We start from the raw sequence: 18,379 nt of genomic DNA, 5'->3' as shown, positions 1-18,379 counted from the left end.
ATGAACGGAGTGGAGGTGCGCCTGACCTGCCTGCTGCGGATGCTGCGCGACGACTTGTGGACGGTCCGCCCGGCTCCGCTGCCGCCCTCGGTGTGGCTGCGCTGGCTGCCGCACGGCCTGGTCTGCCTGGTGGCGTTCGGCTCCGCGGTCGCCAACGTCGACTTCCTGGCCGACAGTTACCGCCTCGGCGCCCAGTTCGGCGTGCTGTGCGCGGTGTCGCAGGGCCTCACGGTGGCACTCGCACTGTGGCGTCCGATGCCGGCGTGGTGGATGTCGCTGGTCATCACGGTCGTCACCGCTCTGGCCGCCCGCCCTCAGCTGTTCCACGATCCGCGCGCGGGTGGCCCGAGTTGGCCGTGGGGGCCGCCCGGACTGACCGCGCACTGCGTGATCCTGCTGCTGCTGTCGCTGCGGCTGCCCACCCGGGTGTCGGCCGAGGTGCTCGCGCTGACCGCGCTGGCCACCTACGCCGTCCAGGGAGTGATCGGCGGCGCGAACTACGCGCCGTCCGGCGTGGTGGCGGTGTCCCTGTTCACCGCCGTCGTCCTTCTCGGCACCGCCCTGCGCGGCCGCCGTGAGGCCCGCCACCAACTCGTCGAGCAGACCGGCATCACCGCCGAGGAACGCGCCCGCCGCACCCTGCTGGAGGAGCGCAACCGCATCGCGCGCGAACTGCACGACGTGGTCGCACACCACATGTCGGTGATCTCCATCCAGGCACAGGTGGCCCCGCACCTGGTACAGAACCCGTCCGAGGAACTGAGGGAGAACCTGGAGGGCATCCGGCAGAACGCCCTGGAGGCGCTCAACGAACTGCGCCGGGTTCTCGGCGTGCTGCGCTCCGAGAACCCCGAGGACCCCTACGGCCTCGGCGCGACCGGCACCGGAACCGCCCCAAACGCACCGCAGCCCACACTCGACCGGCTCGACGCCCTGATCGACAACACCCGTGCCGCCGGGCTCGAGGTCGTCGCCGAGACGCGCGGCGAGGCGTCGGCGTATCCGCCGGGGGTGCAGCTGTCGGCCTACCGGATCGTCCAGGAGGCGCTGAGCAACGCGCTGCGGCACGCGCCCGGTTCCCAGGTGCGGGTCGGTGTCACCCACGATCCGCGGGGCCTGCACCTGGAGGTCACCAACTCCCGCCCGAGCGGGCCGGTCCGGTCCTCACCGGGCGCGGGGCACGGGCTGCTCGGCATGCGGGAGCGGGCCGTGATGCTGGGCGGACATGTCGCCGCGCACCCGACGCTGCACGGCGGCTTCACGGTGTCGGCGTTCCTTCCGAAGGACGGCACCGCCCTCCCCGCCTCCGAGGGCGGCGACCCTCCCACCGGCCTCGCACCAGTCCTCCCCGAGCCCGGTCCGAAGCCGCAGTGACCGCATCCCCGACGGGACCCACACGCGTACCCACGGCAGGATCCATCTACAGGGCGCACGACGCGATCCACCGCAGGACCCGCGTGCCCGCACCTCCACAGGCCGCACGGCCGGCCCCCGACAGGAGAAGAGACCCGATGACGAGCGGCACCATCCGCGTACTGATCGCCGACGACCAGCAGATGGTCCGGCAGGGTTTCACCGTGCTGCTCAACGCCCACCCCGGCATCGAGGTGATCGGGCAGGCAGTCGACGGACTGGACGCCGTGGCGCAGGTCGCCGAACTGTCCCCGGACGTCGTCCTGATGGACATCCGCATGCCCGAACTGGGCGGCATCGAGGCCACCCGTCGCATCACCGTCTCCACCCCCGACGTCAGGGTGCTGGTGCTCACCACCTTCGATCTCGACGAGTACGTGTACGAGGCGCTGCGCGCCGGGGCGTCCGGATTCCTGCTCAAGGACGCCTCCGCCGACCAGCTCGCCGAGGCCGTGCGGATCGTCGCGGCCGGTGACGCCCTGCTGGCGCCCGGCATCACCCGCAAGCTGATCGCCGAGTTCTCCCGGCTGAACGACACCCCGCGAGCTCCGTTGAAGGAGCGCGTCGGCGACCTCACCGAGCGCGAGACGCAGGTCCTGACACTCATCGCGCAGGGCCTGTCCAATGCGGAGATCGCCCGGCACCTCGTCGTGGCCGAGCAGACCGTGAAGACACACGTCGGCCGCATCCTGGTCAAGCTGGGACTGCGGGACCGCACTCAGGCCGCGGTGTTCGCGTACGAGTCGGCGCTGGTGAGACCCACCGGTTACTGACCAGCCGGACTGTTCGGGCGCCGGGCCATCAGGCCGTCAGCGCCGCAAGCTCCGCGTTGGCCCGTTCGTTGACCAGGGCGAGGACACGGCCTGTGGCGGCCAGGTCCGCGGCGGGTATGCCGCCCCAGACCCGGGCGCTGAGGGGAGCGGTCTCCGCGCCGACGGCGGCGACCAGGTCGCGCGCGGCATCGGTGGGGCGAAGGTACGCACCGTCCGCGAGCAGCAGTTGCCCGGCCAGCAGTTCGTCGAGAGTGGCGCGGATGCCGGCGCGGTCGGCCTTGAGGGAGCCGTGGACCCGGGCGACGAGATCGTCCGGCGTCAGCGGGCCGTCGGCGGTCAGGGCGGTGCGCAGGGCGATCTGCTGCTGGAAGGTGATGCCGTGCCGGGCCAGGACGTGCTCCAGGACACCGCGGGCGGCGTAGTGGGCCAGAGCGAGGGCGCGGGCGTCGGCGACGGGTTCGGCGGTGGTGGATGCGGCGGTGGTCATGGTGTTCTCCTGTTCGTGCTCTCGTCGTTCGGCAGGGATGCCGTGAGGGGTGCGTCGAGCAGGGTCGTCAGCTCGTCGGTGAACGCGCGCGTCCGCGGGGTGCCGAGGCCGCCGAGCGGCTCCAGCAACTGCTGAAGCAGTTCCTGGACCGCGGGGATGGCCTGCCGTGTGACGGACTGCCCCTGCTCGGTGAGGGCGAGTTGCACGGCGCGGGGGTCGCGGGGGTCGCGGGTGCGCTCGATCAGACCGGAGGACTCCAGGGTGCGCGCCAGCTTCGAGACGTACAGCGCCTCCAGGCCGGTGTGGTCGGCGAGTCGGCGCTGGCTGGGTCGCTCGCCGGCGCGCTGCATGCCGTACAGCGACGCCACCAGTGAGTACTGCGCGTGGGTGAGGCCCAGCGGAGACACCGCGCGATCAACCGCGACGCGCCATTTGTTGGCGAGCCGCCATACCAGGAAGCCGGGCGTGGGGTCCGGAAGCACCTTGCTCATGCCAAATACAGTACATGGCGACTATATCTATGGCTACTATGTTCATGGCTATTACTTTCCGCCGGGTGCGCGGGTGCACTCCGAACCTCGCACGGACGGCTCGGTCCTGGGCCCCCGGTCATAGCCGGGAGGGGGCCGTTCTCGTCCGTCGGTTCACAGGACGTCGTAGGTCAGGTGCGTCACCGTCGAGGTCGAGGTCACGCTCCGCCGCACGAGCGTGCGTGGCGTCCTGCCGGTGAACAAGGGTGTCCCGGCGCCCAGCACGACGGGGGCGAGGTGCAGTGTCAGCGTGTCCACCAGCCCGGCGTCGAGTGCCGAACCGATCGTGGCACCGCCACCCATGAGGACGACGTCGAGATTCCTGCCGCTGTGCGACGACGACGCCTCGGCGCGCTCGCGTGCCGCCGCGACGGCGTCGGGCAGGCCGGTGCTGACGAACGTCCAGTCGAGCTCGGTGAGCCGCACCGACCCCGGCGGCGAGCTCGTCACGACGACGAACGCGGGCCTGCCGACCTGGTCGGCGCCATAGCCGACCTCGTCGTTCCAGCCGTTCGGCCCGTCGACCACGTCGAAAAGGTTACGGCCGAGGACGACGGCACCCGAGCGGGCGGTGCCCTCGCGCAGACAACGGCGGTCGTCAGGATCGTCGGAAAAGGCCCAGGTGTGCAGGGCTTCACCGCCGGTGCCCAGACCGTTGTCCGGGCCGGGGTCGGGCCCGGTGACGAAGCCGTCGAGAGAGACCGAGATGTCAGCGATGATTCGAGTCATACCAGTGCAGACTCGATCGTCCGGCCGGACTAATCGGTCAGGCGGCCGGGGAGAGGCTCGCTCGGGTGCCCGGCATCCGTTCGGGTCAGTCGGGATAGCGGCCGGTGAAGGCTGCCACGAGGCTGGAGTGGTACTCGACATTCCAATCGGCACCTCGTCCCTTCCAAGGAGCACTGTCATGTCCGATCGCAACACCCTCATCCGCAGCCTGCACGATGTGGGTCTGGCAGCCTGGTTCGGCGGCTCCCTCATGGGGGCGGTCGGTCTCAACGGGGCAGCACAGGAGGTGAGCGAGACGGCCCAGGCCAGGGCGCGCATCGCCTCATCGGGATGGGCGAAGTGGACACCCGTCAACGCTGCGGCCATCGGCGCGCACCTGTTCGGCGGCGGGGGGCTCCTTGCGGTGAACGCTCACCGCGTCGCCACTCAGAAGGGGGTCGGGGCCTCCACCGCGGTCAAGACCGCCGTCACCGTCGCGGCCCTCGCCGCCACTGCCTACGCCCGTGTCCTGGGCAAGAAGGTCGAGCTCGCTTCTTCCCCCGACCCGGAGGACGCCGAGAAGGCCGCCCAGCACCCCATCGACATCGACTCGGCCCAGCGGCAGCTGGCCTGCGCGCAGTGGGCGGTGCCGGCGCTGACCGGGTGCCTGGTGGTGCTCAACGCACTGCACGGTGAGCAGCAGCGTCCCGAGGAGCAGATGTCCGGCATGTGGGAGCGGGCCCGCTCCGCCGCCACCCCCTTCATCCCGCAGCGCGCTTGACAGCTCCGCTCACGCCGGTGAACTACGCAGGCACCGGCCGGTGGTAGCGGCGTCCGAACCACCGGCCGGCTGCCGCGACCGGCCGTGGCGGACACCCTCGGCGCTCCCGGGGTGCTTGCGTGATGGGAGTTGGTCGGGGTGGCGGGGGGATTGGTGGGTAGGTTCCGTGTATGGCTGACGTGGTGGATTCTGATGAGTTGTTGCGTCGGGTTCAGCGGGCGCGGGATTGGGCTGCCGGCGAGGAGGAGCGCTGGAGGGCCCGGGCTGGGACTGGCCGCTCCGAAGGCCGTGAGGTGAGCGGCGCGGGGGAGGCGGCCGTCTTCGCCTCGGCCTACGAGGCGGTCCGCAGGGTCTTGGACGAGGTCGTCACGCCGGGCAGCAACGATCCCGGTTAGATCGGCCAGAAGCTGTCCGGCCGATCATGCACGGAGCGCTTTGCGCAGGCGGGCTGCCTGGCCGTCGGTCTACTCCGGAATCGTGTGCTGGATGCCCCGGTGACGCAGGTACTCGCGGACGGGGCCGTCGCTGTACACCTCGTCCGCTGCGAGGCTGACTGGCCCCCTCGGTTCAGCGCGCCAGGAAGCCCCAGGCCTCAGGGTCTGGGGCTTCCCCGTTTTCAGACCTCCCACAGCGGAACCGGGGGTCGGAACGGCCGCATGACCGACCAGGCAGGAACCGAACGGGCGCGGGCCGCTGGGGGGTGCGTTGTCAGTGGTGGGTGGCAGGGTGGTGGGTGTGGATGAGGATGAGTTCTTGCGGGGGCGGGTGTATGGCGTTGATCATGATGATGCCGTCTGGGGGCGGCGGCCGGGGCGGGACTACGTGGAGTTGACGGGTGGTCCGCTGGACGGGTTGCTGCTGGATGTGACCGGGTGGCCGGGCGGGCGCCGGGGTGAGGTGGCGCTGCCCACGGAGATCGGCCGCTACGGTCCCGGCGGTCGCGCCCTGTACGGGCCGAGGCCTGGTGACGAGGGTCGTTTCGACTGGCTCGGCGACAGTCCCTGAGCTTTTTCTGTCGGTTTGCACCGGTTTCTATCGGCTTCCATTGGTTCCTGTCGGTGCAGGCTGAGTCGGTAGGCGGACGGCGTTGACCGTCTGCGGCGGCGAGTTGAGGTGGGGGTGGGCGAATGGGTCGGGTGGCACGTTCTGTTGCTGCATGATGGCGGTCAGCAACAGACGTCCCAGGGGGGATCATGCCCATCCGTGCCACTGCCGCGATCGTCACCGCGATGCTCGCCTCCTTCGCGCTTGCTCTCGTCGGCTGCAGCGGCGGCGGCAAGGGCGGTGGTGACGGGGAGACGGGGTCCGATAGGGCTGCTACTGCTACGACGGCGCAGACGCCCGCGCCCCGGAAGTCCGTGGACCCGGATGCGGGTGAGGGTGGACGTAAGAGTGAGGGGCAGGGCAAGGTTCGTCTGCCTGACGAGCCGGATGCCGCTACCCGGGCCCGGCTGATTCGGGCGTTGAGTGCGATCAGTCCTGCTCTGGTCGCTGACGAGGACAAGGCGGTGGCCAGCGCGCGCAGCCAGTGTGCCGCCCTTGCCGGCGGGAGCGGTGCGGAGAGCGCGGCGAGGTCCCGCTTCTCTTCCCGTGTTCACAAGGTGACGCGGGCCGAGGCCAGGAGGATCAACGCCGCCGTGTCGTCGGTGCTCTGCCACTGACGCCCTGCTCGGCCAGCATCCAGCCCGCTCATGTCCGCCTGTCCGTCCTCGGTCTCGCCTCGTTTGCCGTGCGTCGCGCGGACTGAGTCCGGGGTGGAGGTGGTGGTGAGTGGTGCGGTGGCCGGGGTAGTATTGATCTTGAGCGCACGCCGTACTGCGGTTGTCGTCTCTGCGTCGGTGGTCCAAGGAAAGACGCCCCACTTCCCGTGGGGAAATGCAGGTGCAAGGCCTGCCCGGCGCTCCATGAAGTCCCATCCCGGCTGTCCCGGGGTGGGACTTTTGTCATGCGAGTGATTTTTTCTTTCCCATGCGTTCCGTCTGTTGGCGGATGGAGTGGTGGGCGCGGCGTGCGAGGAAAATGGCGGCGGCGAGGGTGACCGCGGCGGCGGTGACCAGGCTCGCGCGGCGGGCGGAAGGGGAGGTGAAGGGAGCGAGGTCGCCGAGCCGGTCGAAGGCGCTGAGGGGCAGGCCGCTCAACGCGTTCCCGGGAGGGCGCCGCGACACAGCGGGATGGGGGTGGGTGGGTGCGCCGGCCCGTACGGTTTCCCAGGCGGCGCCGATCTGCCGAAGGCGGCGGTCGCTGAACGCTTCTCGCAGATGGGGCAGGAGCTCGTCCTCCTCGTCGCGGATGTCCTGGCGAATCAGGGTGAAGGCCTGCTGGATCCATGCGGTACGGCTGGGATCATCGGTGTCGGTCGTCTTCTCGATGCGTGCGATCAGTTCGTTGATCTCCTGGTGTTCCTGTTCTACACGCGCGGTGAGGAGTTCGCCGTCGCCGTGGATGCGGCGCAGGAGGGGCCACAGCACGGTTTCCTCGGCGAAGGCGTGGCTGAAGACGAGCTGGACGATGTCCTTCCACAGGGCGGCCCGTTGCTCTGGCGTGCTGTGGGGGTTGAGGTAGCGGTTCATCATCGCGTCTAGCTGCGCGTGGTCACGGCGCTGGCGCAGCAGGATGCTGCCTTCCCCTCCGAGCTGGGAGGCGTCCTGTGTGCTGATCGAGAGTGTCATGAGGTTTTCTCCCGGGCTGTTCTGCGTGTGGTGCGCCGTCCGTGCTGTTCCGTTACGGCCGGGGGCCGGACTATCCGACCGGCGGGAGCCGTTCTCCTGATTGGGTGGCCGCCTTTCGTGCCGGTGCGAGGATCGTGCCGGTGATGCGGGCCCTCATTTCACGTGCCGGTTCTCGTGTCGGCTGGTCATGTCGGCTCCTGTCCGGCTCCGACCGTTGTGCCGGGTTCCCCGCGTCGAGGTGTCCCACCGTCTGTACGGAGCCCAGTGTTTCCGGTCTCTCCTCCAGGGGCGCCACGTCCTGTCCGCGAGCCGGCGTAAGCGGCCGTACGCAGGCCGGCGAGACGGCCCATGGGGTGGAGCAGGGGCAGGTAATGGGCATAGGGGTCAAAGCCGGGGCTCTGCACCTTTACCTGTGCGGGTGCGGGTGCCGGTGCCGGTTCTGGTGCGGGAGCGTCGAGCGTCAGTGTGGCGAAGGTGTGCCAGGGTTCGTTGCGGTCGGCGGCCCGCAGCGTGAAGCGGATCGTCCTCTGGTGGAGTGCGTCGGCGAGCGCCGTGACGGAGGTGCCTACTGGTGGGATGGGGGACTGCGGGAACGCGGCGATGATCCGGGGTCGGTTGCCGAAACGGTAGGACAGCAATGTGGAGTAGGGACCGCCGACGGCGTTCGTGCGCATCCGGGGCAGGTGGCGTCCCAGGCGGCCGGATCCGCTGGTGGTGAGGAGCAGATCCAGGGGCCGTCCGGGCCCTGCGGCGGCTTCCACGCGGACGGCCAGGCCCATCGCGTCGGGCCATGAGCGGGGCAGGCCCGCTGCCCGTGACCAGCGCACCAGTGCTGTGTGGCGGGCCGGGGCGGCCAGCCAGGGCACGCCCCAGCGGGCGCCGTCGGCGGCGACGTCCACCGTGGCCGTACAGAGCAGGCCGGCGGGGTGCAGGGCCGGCGCCGAGCGGTGCGCGGCCACCAGCCGGGCTGCAGCGAACGCCCAGGTCTGCCTACGGGACCTTTCGCCAGGTCGCGGGCCGGTTCCGGGTGTCGGCAGATCCGTGGCGGGCGATGTCTTCATGCTCGTCGCCGGGTCGGGCAGGATGCCGTGCGGGGCTCGTACTCCGCCGCGGCTCTGGAAGGCTTCTGCTCACTCATTCTTGGCTCCTTGTTCCCCTGTCATGACCGCGACGGCCTGCCCCGCCGGGCGGCGCGGACGCCCGGGCAGCTCAGGAAATGCCCCCTGGCCGGGCACCCACAGGTCGCTGTGGCGTAGCGGTGGTCCTCCCGGAGGCAGGCCGCAAGGGTGCGCCGTGGTGATCGCAGGGCGGGTTGAAGGCGCGCGGGTGGCTGGCCCCGGTGCGGTGCGGTGGATTGCCGGTCAGTTGTCCACTTGTTGCTGAGTGAAGCTCCAGGCGTATTGGAGCCAGTCCGAGATGACGACCGCGCTGAGACCTGCGGCGACCAGGCGGGTGGCGTGTGGTGCGGCGACGTATCCGCACATCAGGCTGGTCGCGGCCCAGGTCGAGGCGCAGAACGGGCAGGCGAGGAGTTCGCCGGTGGCTTGTCCCAGGGTTCCTTGCCGACGGGGTTCGTCCGCGACTTCGCTGCCGCCGGTTGCTTCCTGGCGGCGGGTGAAGGGTGCCCGCAGGAAGCTGGTGATCTTTCCTTTGGTCACGAGCCGGGAGATCTTGTAGGTGGCTGTGCCGAGTACGAGCAGGTCCCACGGCGGGACACCGGCGGGCAGGGGGCGTCCTGTCCGGCGCAGTGTGAGTGCGGCGAGTCCTGTGGCCGTGGCGTAGAGGCCTGCCAGGGCGGCGTAACCGCCGAGTGGGACGCTGCCGTCGGGCGCGTAGGGGCTGCCGTCCGGTGCGCCTTGAACGCTGTTCGCCGGCCGTGTGTGGGTGCAGGAGGGTGGGGTGTCGCTGTTCTCGTTCTCGTTGGTTGTGCCGAACACCATGGGTTCCTCCCGACGTGCCCGGCCGGGGGCCGGGTCTTCGTTCACTGACGCTTTCATGGGCCCGCTTCGGGCCGGTGTCCGCCGTCCGGTGTCCGTCTGCCGACGGTGCGGGCGGTGACTGCAAGGCGCCGAGTACCCCCATCAGCGAACTGAAGCAGCCTGAAAGCCGGGAACTGATCGGATTCGCGGCGGCAGCGGGAGCGGCGAACATTTGTGCCCTTTGTCGATGCCGCCGTGTCGGCCTGCAAGACCCCCTGCGCTCGCGTCGGTCGTCGGGCGCCCGTGCCAGTCTGCTGTTTTCGATCGTGCGTCCCGACCTGCCGGCCGTCCCGACTTTCGGACGTCCGTTCCGCTCACCGCGCCGACCTTCGAAGATATGACCCAATCCGTCGGCTGCCGCGGTTTCGGGCGTGTCGCAGGTGCCTGCGGCGCCGGCGGTGCCTCGGTCGGCAGCGGCCGGAGCATCGCGGTCCGCGTGGCACCGCCGTATCCCGATGCCGGTGTATGTGCCTGGGCTGCTGCAGGCGGCCCGGCTCACGCCCGGCGGCGGGTGCGGCGCCAGTCTGGAGGCGATGCAAAACGATTCAGTGGCCGACGTGGACGTACCCGGCCCACAGTGAGGGGCTGGCCGGATACCGGTCACGTAGGGCGCGTACCGCCCGGTGGAGCGCCTGGGCCGACAGTTCGGTGCGGGGTGGCGGGCTGCCGCCGTGGGTGAGGGCGGCGTAGGTCGCGCGGGTGATCTCCACCGAGGTGGTGTCGTTGACCGGCCAGAGGGTGCCGATGACGCGTCGGTATCCGGCGAGTTGGAAGGCCCCGGTGATGTGCAGTGCCTCGTCGGCGTTGTCCGGGTGGGTGTTGGAGGTGCTGCAGGCGGACAGGTACGCGAGGTCCGCTGAGGGCAGCTCCATGGCGGAAAGCTGTTCCACCGTCAGCGGTTGGGTGAGGTGGTCGTGGAGCAGCAGCATGCCGGCGGCGGGGTTCTCCCAGAAGGTGAGGCCGTGGCAGGAGAAATGGGCGACGTGGCAGGCGGGCAGCGCGCGGACGACGTTCTCGTACGTGGCCTGCGCGCCGGACAGGACCAGGGCGTTCGGTAACAACTCCGTGAGGGCCGCGACCTCTGCCGCCGCGCCCGGCAGCGAGGGGGCGTTCTCCGCGTCGGGCACCGCCACGATCAGCGTGTGCAGGCTCGCACCGGCTGCCTCGGGACTGACGCGGCCGGCCAAGGCGCGCACGGTGGTTGTGTAGGAGGAGACGGCCCGGTCCATCACGGTCGCCTTCCCGCCGCTGTCGTGATGGCCGGCGGCATGGAGCGGGAAGTACGCCATCAGGCCGACGGGGCACCACCAGATGCGGGGCGCGGGCTGCGTAGCGGACGACGGCGCGGTGAGGTTCAGCGCGTCGAGCACGGGTGCGGTGACGCGGTCCCACAACCAGCGCAGGATCTCGTCCAGGTCCCGCTGGGCGTCCCGTCGGGCGAGCAGCGACGGGTCGTTCGGGGCGAGGAAGACGGCACGAGTCAGGCGCAGGAGGTGGGCGATGACATCGGCCTGGGTCAGCCCGGTCAACGGGACCGCCAGCACGGGCTGTTCACCGTCCGCCCGCAGGATGAGCGCGTCGCAACGGCGCTCGCTGATGTTCACGATCACTACGGGGCCCTGAGCGGCGTGGCGGCGCAGCGCCTGGACGGAGGGCGCCCGCAGGAAGTCTGCCATGCCGTCGAGGCTCCGGATCCGGATCATCAGGTCGTCCCAGATCCCGTCGTTCCCGTCGCGACCACGGGCGTTGAGGACGGTGCGCAGTCGCAGGAGCTCGGCATGGAGCTGGGGTGACCGGTGCCGCAGCAGCCTGAGGTCACGGGCCTCCAGCGTCCGGTCGTGCAGGATTCCGCGCGACAACTCCAGCAGCTCCAGGGCCCGTTCGGGTCTGCCGAGCTCCAGTGCGGCGGCAGCGGCACCGTCCGGCAGTCCCTCGATCTGTCTGAGTCCGATGACGTTGCCCGTGTAGGACAACCAGTCCGGGGTGAGCTGCGGCAGCAGGGCAACCGCGGCTTCGTAGGCGGCGAGTGCGGCGTGCGGGTCGCCGAGGGCGGCCTCCATGGCGCCCAGGTGGTGGTAGTTCTTGATCCGCACGTTGGGCGGTCCGGCGGCGGACGCGGCCTCGGCGAAGACATGCCGTGCCTGGCGCCTCCACGCGGCGGTGTCACCGTCGCCGTGCCTGGCCAGGTCGCGCAGGGTGACGCCCAGATGCCACAGCCGATCGCCACGTTCCCTGTGGTCGGGCGGTGTGGCGGCCGCCACGTGCTGGAACAGCCGCAGCGCCTCATGCAGTGCTACGGCGTCCGTGCCGCGCTCGTCCACGCTGGAGCGGTACAACAGGATCGTTGCCAGGGCGAGTTGTGCCTCTGTGCGCCAGGGGCCGGGATCGGGGGCGGCGGCCACGGCCGTACGAGCGGTCAGTTCCGCGTCCCTGAGTGCGAGTTGGTCGTCGGTCATGGCGTGCAGGGAAGCGAGCGACTGAGTGAGGTCGATGAGAGTGTCGGCGTGCTCGTCGGCGGCTGACGGTGTCTCGATCGTCGCCCGCATCAGGTCGATGGCCCGGCGCATCAGGCCGGGGTCCCTGAGGTCCTGGGCGAGCAGCCTGACGGCGGATGCGAGACGTGTCCGACGCGTGTTGTATCCGGGATCGCGCCGCGGTGTGGCCGCGAGGCACTGTTCGCTCAAGTCGACCGCCTCGACCAGCAGTCGCGTGTCCTTCGTCGCGTCGTGCAGTGCCCTCAGAGCGCGTACGAGATCGAATTGTGCCCCGGTACGGTCGGAGGTGCTGCTCGCCTCGGACAGCGCCTCGCGCGCGAGGCCGACGGCTTCCTGGAGCGGTTCGACGTGTGCGGTGGCGCTCGCGAGATGTCGTAGTGAGGTGATCAGGGCCGTCCGGAACATGGGGCGGAGCTCGTCGCCGGGCGGGACGGTGGCGTAGCCCTCGCGTGCCACGTGGACGGCCTCGACGGGTGCGTCTCGGTCCCCGCTCCGCTCGAAATGCTCACCGAGCTGGACCACCAGAAAGAATTGGTTCACCTGGCGCATGCTGTCGCCGTGCGGCGTCGCCGCCACGGCCTCGCGGAAGGCGATCACCGACTCCGACACGGGCTCGGGGGAGTCCGTGTCCTGGGCGACCGTGAACAGCCGCTGTCCCAGGCTGTTGAAGACCCGGCCGCGCTTGTAGTGGCCCGGCGGCACCAGCGGAACGCAGCGATGCAGCAGGGCGATCGAGGCCGCGAGGTCCGCGTCCCGCGCCGTGCCGGTTCTGCGGCCGGCGCGGTCGGCGAGCAGTTCCGCGGCAGTGAGCAGCACTTCGAGATCGTACGGATCTTCGGCCGCCAGCTCGTGCAGTCCGGCCAGCACGTCGGACGGGTCGGTGCCCCGCCTCTCATGCACTTCGGCCATGAGGAGCAGTCTGCGGCGCTTCCACTTGCTCATCGCTTCCTTGCTTCCTTCTGGTCCCCCACGGCGTCCGGGCATCACCCTGGCGCCATACCACTGACCACCGTAGCGGGATGCGCCGGATCCCGGGGCCCCGTAGAGTCGCCAACCCCGGTATCCGGCAACTGACATGGCGATCGCGAAGGCAGGGAGCGCTCGGTGGACGAACTCGCGGAACGGCTCGGTCGCGTATGCACACTCATGGGTGCGGGTGAGCTGGAGGAGGCGGCGCGTGAGGCGGGCGCGGCGGAGCTCGTCGGGGCTGTTCTCGCGGCGCTGCGCGGAGACGAACCTGTGGCCCGCTCCGTGCTGGAGCGTCGGCTGGACACCCTGGACGACCGGATGGCCGCAGCCGGCTTCGGCATCGTGACCGGGGCGGCGAAGGGCTTGCCGACTCTGCCGGGGAACAGTGCCAGTCGACCGGTGGTGCACCGGTGGACCTGCCCCGCCGCCCATACCTGCGAGCGGTTGCCGAGCGCGGAGTTGCACCCGGAGGCCCCCGTGTGCGCGATGACGGGACGTCCCTTCGTCTATGGCCGGGCCCGGTTGTGACCACCTTTCTGTCCGCCCTCGCCGGCAAGGCCGCCGAGAAGTGGCTCGCCCTGCTCGTCCTGCCCGGGGCGGTCTACCTCGCCGGCGTGGCCGCCGCCGTCGTATTGGGACACGCCCACGCCCTAGACCCGGCTGAACTCCAGCATGCCATCGACCGGTTGGCCGCCCACCCAGGAGCCTCCAACGCCGGTGCGATCCTCCTCGTGGCCGCCGGTGTGCTGGCGGCGGCCACGCTGGCCGGAATGTGCGCCAGAGCGTCGGCCGTCGTCGTGGAGCGCCTGTGGACCAGCCGGGGCGACCGGTGGCCCGCACGCCTTCTCGTACGGCGCCGCGTCCACCGCTGGCAGCGGGCCGCCGCGGCGTGCGAGGCGGCCGGGACCCGCGCCGAACTCGCCAGGGCCATCGAACGGCGCGAGGCCATCGCCCTCGTCCGCCCCCTGCGTCCCACCTGGATCGGCGACCGCCTTCACGCGACCGACCAACGGGTGTATGACGCCTACGGTCTGGAACTCGGTGCCGCCTGGCCCAGGCTCTGGCTGACGGTGCCCGATGCGGTCCGGGCCGAACTCCTCTCCGCTCGCGAGGCCTACGGCGCCGCTTTCGGGCTCGCCGGATGGGCCGCGCTGTACCTGCTGCTCGGCGCCTGGTGGTGGCCGGCGCTGCCCGCCGCCGCGGTCGTCGCGGCCACGGCATGGATCCGGGGCCGCTCGGCGACGGCGGTGTTCGCCGATCTCGTCGAGGCCACCGTCGATCTGCACGCCATCACCCTGGCCCAGGAACTCGGCCTGACTGGCGAACGGCCCGCCCTCACCAGAGAGATCGGCGACGCCATCACGACCACCCTGCGCAAGGACCCGCCGCCCGACCCACACCGTGATCCGCCGGGCACCATCTGATCGCGGCGCCCTGCGTCCCGGCAGCGCAGGCCGAGCGCGTCATCCATCCCTTTCAGTGGCTGCCGCAGGGCGTGGTGCGCCGCGTCACCAGCTTCCGGCGCTGTGTTGGACGACAGCAGCACCAGCACGCTGTGCAACGGGACGAGGCCGATCACGACCACGCTCACCGCGGATGTCCCAGGCCGAGCCGCCTGCGTACGGATCCGCATCGATGACGCGACGGCCGTACACCTCGAATGCGAGCGCTGTGACCACTTCTGATGACTCGAGCAGCACGTGCGGCAGCCGATCGAACCCAGGCGCCCCCTGCTGTCAAGGGCAGGGGGCGCCGTTTCCACGGAGGCACCCGTCAGCGTCCCACGGTGCCTCGCCTCGAACCGGACCGTCCGGACGGTGGGGTTGCGCCGTTAGCGGGCGCTCGTCGTTTCGATGTCGACGATGTGGTTGTACCGCTCCAGCAGCACGAAGAGCTTGGTCTTCCGCGCGGTCTCCCCGCTGCCGAACGTGAGGGTGACGATGACCTCGTGGCCGTTGCCCACGGTGTCGTTGTCGGTCACCGTCCACTGCGCCGGCACGTTCTGGGCACGCAGGACACCGTCCACTCCGTTCTCCTCCTCCCAGGCCGTCAGCCGCTCGGCGAACTCGGGCGTCAGGTAGTGCTTGCGGAGCGCCGTGGCGAGCGTGCGGTCCGGGTCCGCGTAGTCGCCCTTCGCGTCGATGTACGCGCCGTAGAAGTCGGCGACGCGGGTGACCGCCTGGCCGGGGGTGCCGCTGATCGGCCGCAGCGCGGCGGCGGACGCCTTCGCGGGGGCATGCACGGCCGCCTGTGCCGGCATCTGCGTCGCCGCACCGAGTCCGACAGCCAGGACGAGGCCGGCGACGACGGCCGCGCGGCGGGCCGGACGACGGTGTGCGGGGGTATTGCTGTTCATGTGGGGTCTTCCTTTTCGGGGCTGTATGTGCGAGCAGGTGCAGGTCGGGTGTCGTTCCCGGGCTGCCGCCGCGCCGTATCGCTTCGACTCGGCCGGGGCGACACCCAGAGCATTGAGGACGCCGTGGACCCGGGACAACAGCCGACGGCACGCCTGCCGGGGTGGAACGGTCCCAACCCTGTTGACCTGCGGAAACAGGAGCACCTGGGATGCCTTCCTGGGATGCGGAGCCCACTCATGGGACGGTTGAGTGCCAGATGCGGCCGCCGAGGCGGGAACCGCCGTCCATCGGCCGCGCCCTGCTGTCCCGACTGCGTTCTGCATCGGGCACGCGACCCCCCAGGTCTTCGGGGCGCACCTGATGCAGCACTCTCCGGACGGCCGTGCCGTGCCGCGCGTATGCCGTGATGAGTCGCCGAGCGTGCGTGACGGCTGCCGCCCCGTCGGGGACAGTGGAACCATTCCGGCCCACCTGACGTGCAGGTATGTGAGTGCCCGGTGAGCGGGCGGGCGACGGGAGAACGGTGTCGAAGCGGGACGAGGTCGAGGAGTTCGCGGCACGGCTGCGTCAGCTGAAGGGCCGTACGGACCGCAGTTACGGCTCTCTGGCGCGGCGCATCAACATGAACACCTCCACGCTCCACCGTTACTGCAGGGGCGACGCGGTACCCCAGGATTTCGCACCCGTGGAGCGCCTCGCGGCCTTCTGTGAGGCGACACCGCAGGAGCGGCTCGAGCTGCACCGGCTGTGGTTGTCGCTGATCGAGGCTCGGCAACAGACGCGTACGGCCGGTCCGGCGGAGGAGACGATTCCCGCACCGGAACCGGCACCGGCACCTGCACCCGCACCGGCACCTGCACCCGCACCGGCGGCGGCTCCGGAACGGGCACCGGCACCTGCACCGGAACCGCCGCCGGACGCGAACCGGGAACCCGTCAAGGAGAGCGGCTCCGCGGTGCAGCCCGGAAACGATCCAGACCCGGACGAGCCCGCCATCGGCCCTGCTCCCCGCCCCTGGTACCGCCGTCGGCCTGTCATGGTCTCCGCCGCCATCTCCTGCGTGCTGCTCATCACTTGGGCCGGCACGTCCGCCCTGTCGGACGACCACTCCTCCGACGCCTCCCTCCCGCGGACAACCGCCCCGGGCGCATCCCACCGCCCGGCGGATCGGCCGGCCACTCCATCCCCGTCCCGCAGTTCGGCGTCGCCCGGCTCCCGGCACAAAGTCCCCGCCCCGACCCCAACGGAAAGCAGTCCCGCACCGACTGCGAAACCTGCCGGCGGCCCGCCTCTCACCTGGAGTGCCGATTCCCAGATCTGGGACCTGGGCTGCCGACACGACTACGTCATCGACAAACCGACCGAGCAGGTGCCGCCGCCGCCGGTGCAGCAGGACGCCGGGGCGTGGGCGGCGACGCAGGACGCGGTGCACGGGAAGCAGACCATGGTGCAGATCTCCGTACAGGGACGGTCGTCCACCGCTGTGGTCCTGGAGGCGCTCCGCGTCCGCATCGTCAGCCGCGGGAAGCCGGCGGCCGGGCGCGCGTACGCCACGGACCAGGGCTGCGGCAGCGACCTCACGCTCCGCCGCTTCACCGCGAACCTCGACGCCGACCGCCCCATCGTCCGCTCCAAGGACGGCGCCGACCAAGGACGCACCATCCCGGCCGCGCACTTCCCCTACCGGATCTCCGCCACGGACCCGGAAGTGCTGCTGGTCGACGCGACGACACAAGCCAACGACGCCCGCTGGTACCTCGAACTCGACTGGTCCTGCCAGGGCCGCACCGGGACGATCCGTATCGATGACCACGGACGCCCGTTCCGCACCACCGGCATCAAGGGGATGCCCCACTACTGGTACGGCACGAACGAGGCAGGCAGTCGTGCGTGGGTGCCGTACGACCGTTAGGCAGTTGCGTCTGGATCAGTCGGTCGTGGGTCTCGGTGTGTCGCTGACTGGCCCTCAGTGGGCGCCGGTCGAGCCGTTTGCTCCTACGGGACAGGGCGCACAAGCGGGGGGCCGACCGGCGGCACCCGGTGCGGCGGCAGAGCCCCGACACGGCAGCAGGGCCCGGACCGCGACGCGCGGTCCGGGCCCTGCTGCCGTGCTGTGCCGCCCTGCGGCGGCGGTACGTCAGCCCTGAGCGGTGTCGTCGTCCGCCTGCCCGGCGTCCTCAGCCGCACCTGTCTTCTCGCGCATCTTGCGCACCAGCTCCGCCTTCTGGTCGGCTGCACCCTGCCGGTCGAGGTTGCGGTGCGGGCCGTTGTTCTGCCGTTCGGCGCGGGACTGCTTCTTGCGCTGGCCACCGCCCATGCCGACGGGGTTGTTGATGTTCTTGCTCACGGTCACGAATTCTCCCGGTGATGATGTGAAGTGATCTACGGATTCAACGGTGGGGGACGGGCGGCGACATCGAAGGACGTCAGCAGGGGCCCATCACGCTCTCACTCGTAAATCGGCGCCTGGAAGAACATGACAAAGACGATACCCGGTTCCGTCGGCCCCGCACACCAACCGCTGCGCCGCCCCGGTGTCGGCCGGGCCGACCCCGAGCACAGGCGTGCGTCCTCGCGGTCGCGCCATGCCAAGGAGTGACGCACGTCCTTCCGGCCGCGTCGGCTGCGCCACTCTGGAGGAAGGCGGCTGACGCCGTCGCTCAGTGTGACCTGCGCCTGCTCGCCGAGGCCGATGCCGTGCGCACGATCACTGGAGGACGCCGCCGCGCCTTCCCTCGTCGAGCAGAGCCTCTACCAGGGCGGACTTCACCCCCGGCGCCACGAACCAGAGGGGCGCGGCGGAACGGCTCCGGAAGATTTCGATGCGGTGGCAGCCCAGGACGAGACCCACCGCTGCCGTCTGCTGCACCCCGGTCACCTCGGTCCACGCCACGGAGTCGCGTATCCGGCCGAACCGGTCGGTGACGGCCACGCCGTCCGCGCACAGGTAGCACCTGTTGACACCGAGCCGGGCGGTGAGCCGGCGCCAACCGAACTTGAGGGCGTACACCGCCGCCACCACGGCTGTCGCGACAGCGGCGTTGTCGTTGACAGCTGACGGGTTGACGACAGTGGTGACGAGCAGGGCGATCCAGAGAAGCAGCAGGAATCCCCGCAGTACCTGCATCATGGCGCCTGTCGCCGGGTTGATGATGGCGTAGTCGCCGCGTACATCGCCAAGTCCCGCCCCTGCCACCCTGTTTCGCACTGACGCCCCC

Annotated in this window: 18 protein-coding genes; 8 read left to right on the top strand and 10 right to left on the bottom strand. The window is 70.6% G+C overall.

What is annotated here, in order from left to right:
• Both ACFYP4_RS08500 and ACFYP4_RS08495 read left to right on the top strand, forming a co-directional pair.
• Positions 1 to 1,374 (top strand): sensor histidine kinase, encoded by a 1,374-nt coding sequence (locus ACFYP4_RS08500; protein WP_388783973.1) that lies wholly within the window; start codon positions 1 to 3, stop codon positions 1,372 to 1,374.
• Positions 1,375 to 1,511: 137 nt separating this feature from the next.
• On the top strand, positions 1,512 to 2,186 hold the full coding sequence (locus ACFYP4_RS08495) for a response regulator transcription factor (protein WP_358854464.1): 675 nt from the start codon (positions 1,512 to 1,514) through the stop codon (positions 2,184 to 2,186).
• 28 nt (positions 2,187 to 2,214) lie between these two features.
• On the opposite strand, the gene ACFYP4_RS08490 is transcribed toward ACFYP4_RS08495, so the two are convergent.
• The 3 genes from ACFYP4_RS08490 to ACFYP4_RS08480 all read right to left on the bottom strand — a co-directional run bounded on the left by ACFYP4_RS08490 (position 2,215) and on the right by ACFYP4_RS08480 (position 3,932).
• Positions 2,215 to 2,673 (bottom strand): MarR family transcriptional regulator, encoded by a 459-nt coding sequence (locus ACFYP4_RS08490; RefSeq protein WP_358854465.1) that lies wholly within the window; start codon positions 2,671 to 2,673, stop codon positions 2,215 to 2,217.
• Positions 2,670 to 3,164, bottom strand: coding sequence for a MarR family winged helix-turn-helix transcriptional regulator (locus tag ACFYP4_RS08485; protein WP_388783968.1), 495 nt, complete (start codon positions 3,162 to 3,164; stop codon positions 2,670 to 2,672). The genes ACFYP4_RS08490 and ACFYP4_RS08485 overlap by 4 nt, the downstream gene beginning before the upstream one ends.
• 153 nt (positions 3,165 to 3,317) lie before the next feature.
• Positions 3,318 to 3,932, bottom strand: coding sequence for a dihydrofolate reductase family protein (locus ACFYP4_RS08480; protein ID WP_388783965.1), 615 nt, complete (start codon positions 3,930 to 3,932; stop codon positions 3,318 to 3,320).
• A gap of 178 nt (positions 3,933 to 4,110) precedes the next feature.
• Here ACFYP4_RS08480 and ACFYP4_RS08475 point away from each other — a divergent pair, with 178 nt between their 5' ends.
• From ACFYP4_RS08475 to ACFYP4_RS08465, 3 genes are all read left to right on the top strand, one after another.
• Entirely contained in the window at positions 4,111 to 4,692 is a 582-nt protein-coding gene (locus ACFYP4_RS08475; RefSeq protein WP_358854468.1) for a hypothetical protein, read from the top strand.
• Positions 4,693 to 5,427: 735 nt separating this feature from the next.
• A complete protein-coding gene (locus ACFYP4_RS08470; RefSeq protein WP_358854469.1) occupies positions 5,428 to 5,697 on the top strand; it encodes a hypothetical protein in 270 nt (89 codons plus the stop codon).
• 188 nt (positions 5,698 to 5,885) lie between these two features.
• Positions 5,886 to 6,353, top strand: a complete 468-nt coding sequence (locus ACFYP4_RS08465; RefSeq protein ID WP_388783962.1) for a hypothetical protein — start codon at positions 5,886 to 5,888, stop codon at positions 6,351 to 6,353.
• Between the two features lie 282 nt (positions 6,354 to 6,635).
• Here the strand turns inward: ACFYP4_RS08465 and ACFYP4_RS08460 are convergent, their stop codons facing one another.
• From ACFYP4_RS08460 to ACFYP4_RS08445, 4 genes are all read right to left on the bottom strand, one after another.
• On the bottom strand, positions 6,636 to 7,361 hold the full coding sequence (locus tag ACFYP4_RS08460) for a hemerythrin domain-containing protein (protein ID WP_388783959.1): 726 nt from the start codon (positions 7,359 to 7,361) through the stop codon (positions 6,636 to 6,638).
• 185 nt (positions 7,362 to 7,546) lie between these two features.
• The gene (locus ACFYP4_RS08455) at positions 7,547 to 8,320 is read right to left on the bottom strand and encodes a phosphodiesterase (RefSeq protein WP_388783956.1); all 774 of its coding nucleotides are present in this window, start codon (positions 8,318 to 8,320) and stop codon (positions 7,547 to 7,549) included.
• Between the two features lie 402 nt (positions 8,321 to 8,722).
• Entirely contained in the window at positions 8,723 to 9,301 is a 579-nt protein-coding gene (locus ACFYP4_RS08450; protein WP_388783953.1) for a DUF1360 domain-containing protein, read from the bottom strand.
• A gap of 584 nt (positions 9,302 to 9,885) precedes the next feature.
• Positions 9,886 to 12,777 carry a CHAT domain-containing protein gene (locus tag ACFYP4_RS08445; RefSeq protein WP_388783950.1) on the bottom strand — a complete coding sequence of 964 codons (2,892 nt, stop codon included), beginning with the start codon at positions 12,775 to 12,777 and terminating at the stop codon, positions 9,886 to 9,888.
• A gap of 162 nt (positions 12,778 to 12,939) precedes the next feature.
• Here ACFYP4_RS08445 and ACFYP4_RS08440 point away from each other — a divergent pair, with 162 nt between their 5' ends.
• Both ACFYP4_RS08440 and ACFYP4_RS08435 read left to right on the top strand, forming a co-directional pair.
• Positions 12,940 to 13,332 carry a hypothetical protein gene (locus ACFYP4_RS08440; RefSeq protein ID WP_358854475.1) on the top strand — a complete coding sequence of 131 codons (393 nt, stop codon included), beginning with the start codon at positions 12,940 to 12,942 and terminating at the stop codon, positions 13,330 to 13,332.
• Positions 13,329 to 14,228, top strand: coding sequence for a hypothetical protein (locus ACFYP4_RS08435; RefSeq protein WP_388783947.1), 900 nt, complete (start codon positions 13,329 to 13,331; stop codon positions 14,226 to 14,228). Before ACFYP4_RS08440 ends, ACFYP4_RS08435 begins: the two co-directional genes overlap by 4 nt.
• A gap of 407 nt (positions 14,229 to 14,635) precedes the next feature.
• Here ACFYP4_RS08435 and ACFYP4_RS08430 read toward each other — a convergent pair whose 3' ends face one another.
• The gene (locus ACFYP4_RS08430; RefSeq protein ID WP_388783944.1) at positions 14,636 to 15,160 is read right to left on the bottom strand and encodes a hypothetical protein; all 525 of its coding nucleotides are present in this window, start codon (positions 15,158 to 15,160) and stop codon (positions 14,636 to 14,638) included.
• Positions 15,161 to 15,684: 524 nt separating this feature from the next.
• Between ACFYP4_RS08430 and ACFYP4_RS08425 the strand changes: the two genes are divergently transcribed.
• A complete protein-coding gene (locus ACFYP4_RS08425; RefSeq protein WP_388783941.1) occupies positions 15,685 to 17,073 on the top strand; it encodes a helix-turn-helix domain-containing protein in 1,389 nt (462 codons plus the stop codon).
• Between the two features lie 225 nt (positions 17,074 to 17,298).
• Here the strand turns inward: ACFYP4_RS08425 and ACFYP4_RS08420 are convergent, their stop codons facing one another.
• Together ACFYP4_RS08420 and ACFYP4_RS08415 are read right to left on the bottom strand one after the other, a co-directional pair.
• Positions 17,299 to 17,514, bottom strand: coding sequence for a DUF6243 family protein (locus ACFYP4_RS08420; RefSeq protein ID WP_358854479.1), 216 nt, complete (start codon positions 17,512 to 17,514; stop codon positions 17,299 to 17,301).
• Between the two features lie 354 nt (positions 17,515 to 17,868).
• Entirely contained in the window at positions 17,869 to 18,369 is a 501-nt protein-coding gene (locus ACFYP4_RS08415) for a hypothetical protein (RefSeq protein ID WP_358854480.1), read from the bottom strand.
• Positions 18,370 to 18,379: the final 10 nt, after the last annotated feature.

The sequence above is a fragment of the Streptomyces sp. NPDC005551 genome (assembly GCF_042871785.1).
GTDB lineage: Bacteria > Actinomycetota > Actinomycetes > Streptomycetales > Streptomycetaceae > Streptomyces.
This window is presented reverse-complemented; position numbering and strand designations above follow the sequence as displayed.

Bases quoted from the DNA above. Each gene is read 5' to 3' on its own strand.
- ACFYP4_RS08480 (WP_388783965.1), bottom strand. From the start codon at position 3,932: ATGACTCGAATCATCGCTGACATCTCGGTCTCTCTCGACGGCTTCGTC.
- ACFYP4_RS08445 (WP_388783950.1), bottom strand. From the start codon at position 12,777: ATGAGCAAGTGGAAGCGCCGCAGACTGCTCCTCATGGCCGAAGTGCAT.
- ACFYP4_RS08460 (WP_388783959.1), bottom strand. From the start codon at position 7,361: ATGACACTCTCGATCAGCACACAGGACGCCTCCCAGCTCGGAGGGGAA.
- ACFYP4_RS08475 (WP_358854468.1), top strand. From the start codon at position 4,111: ATGTCCGATCGCAACACCCTCATCCGCAGCCTGCACGATGTGGGTCTG.
- ACFYP4_RS08430 (WP_388783944.1), bottom strand. From the start codon at position 15,160: ATGAACAGCAATACCCCCGCACACCGTCGTCCGGCCCGCCGCGCGGCC.
- ACFYP4_RS08495 (WP_358854464.1), top strand. From the start codon at position 1,512: ATGACGAGCGGCACCATCCGCGTACTGATCGCCGACGACCAGCAGATG.
- ACFYP4_RS08490 (WP_358854465.1), bottom strand. From the start codon at position 2,673: ATGACCACCGCCGCATCCACCACCGCCGAACCCGTCGCCGACGCCCGC.
- ACFYP4_RS08485 (WP_388783968.1), bottom strand. From the start codon at position 3,164: ATGAGCAAGGTGCTTCCGGACCCCACGCCCGGCTTCCTGGTATGGCGG.
- ACFYP4_RS08465 (WP_388783962.1), top strand. From the start codon at position 5,886: ATGCCCATCCGTGCCACTGCCGCGATCGTCACCGCGATGCTCGCCTCC.
- ACFYP4_RS08450 (WP_388783953.1), bottom strand. From the start codon at position 9,301: ATGGTGTTCGGCACAACCAACGAGAACGAGAACAGCGACACCCCACCC.
- ACFYP4_RS08500 (WP_388783973.1), top strand. From the start codon at position 1: ATGAACGGAGTGGAGGTGCGCCTGACCTGCCTGCTGCGGATGCTGCGC.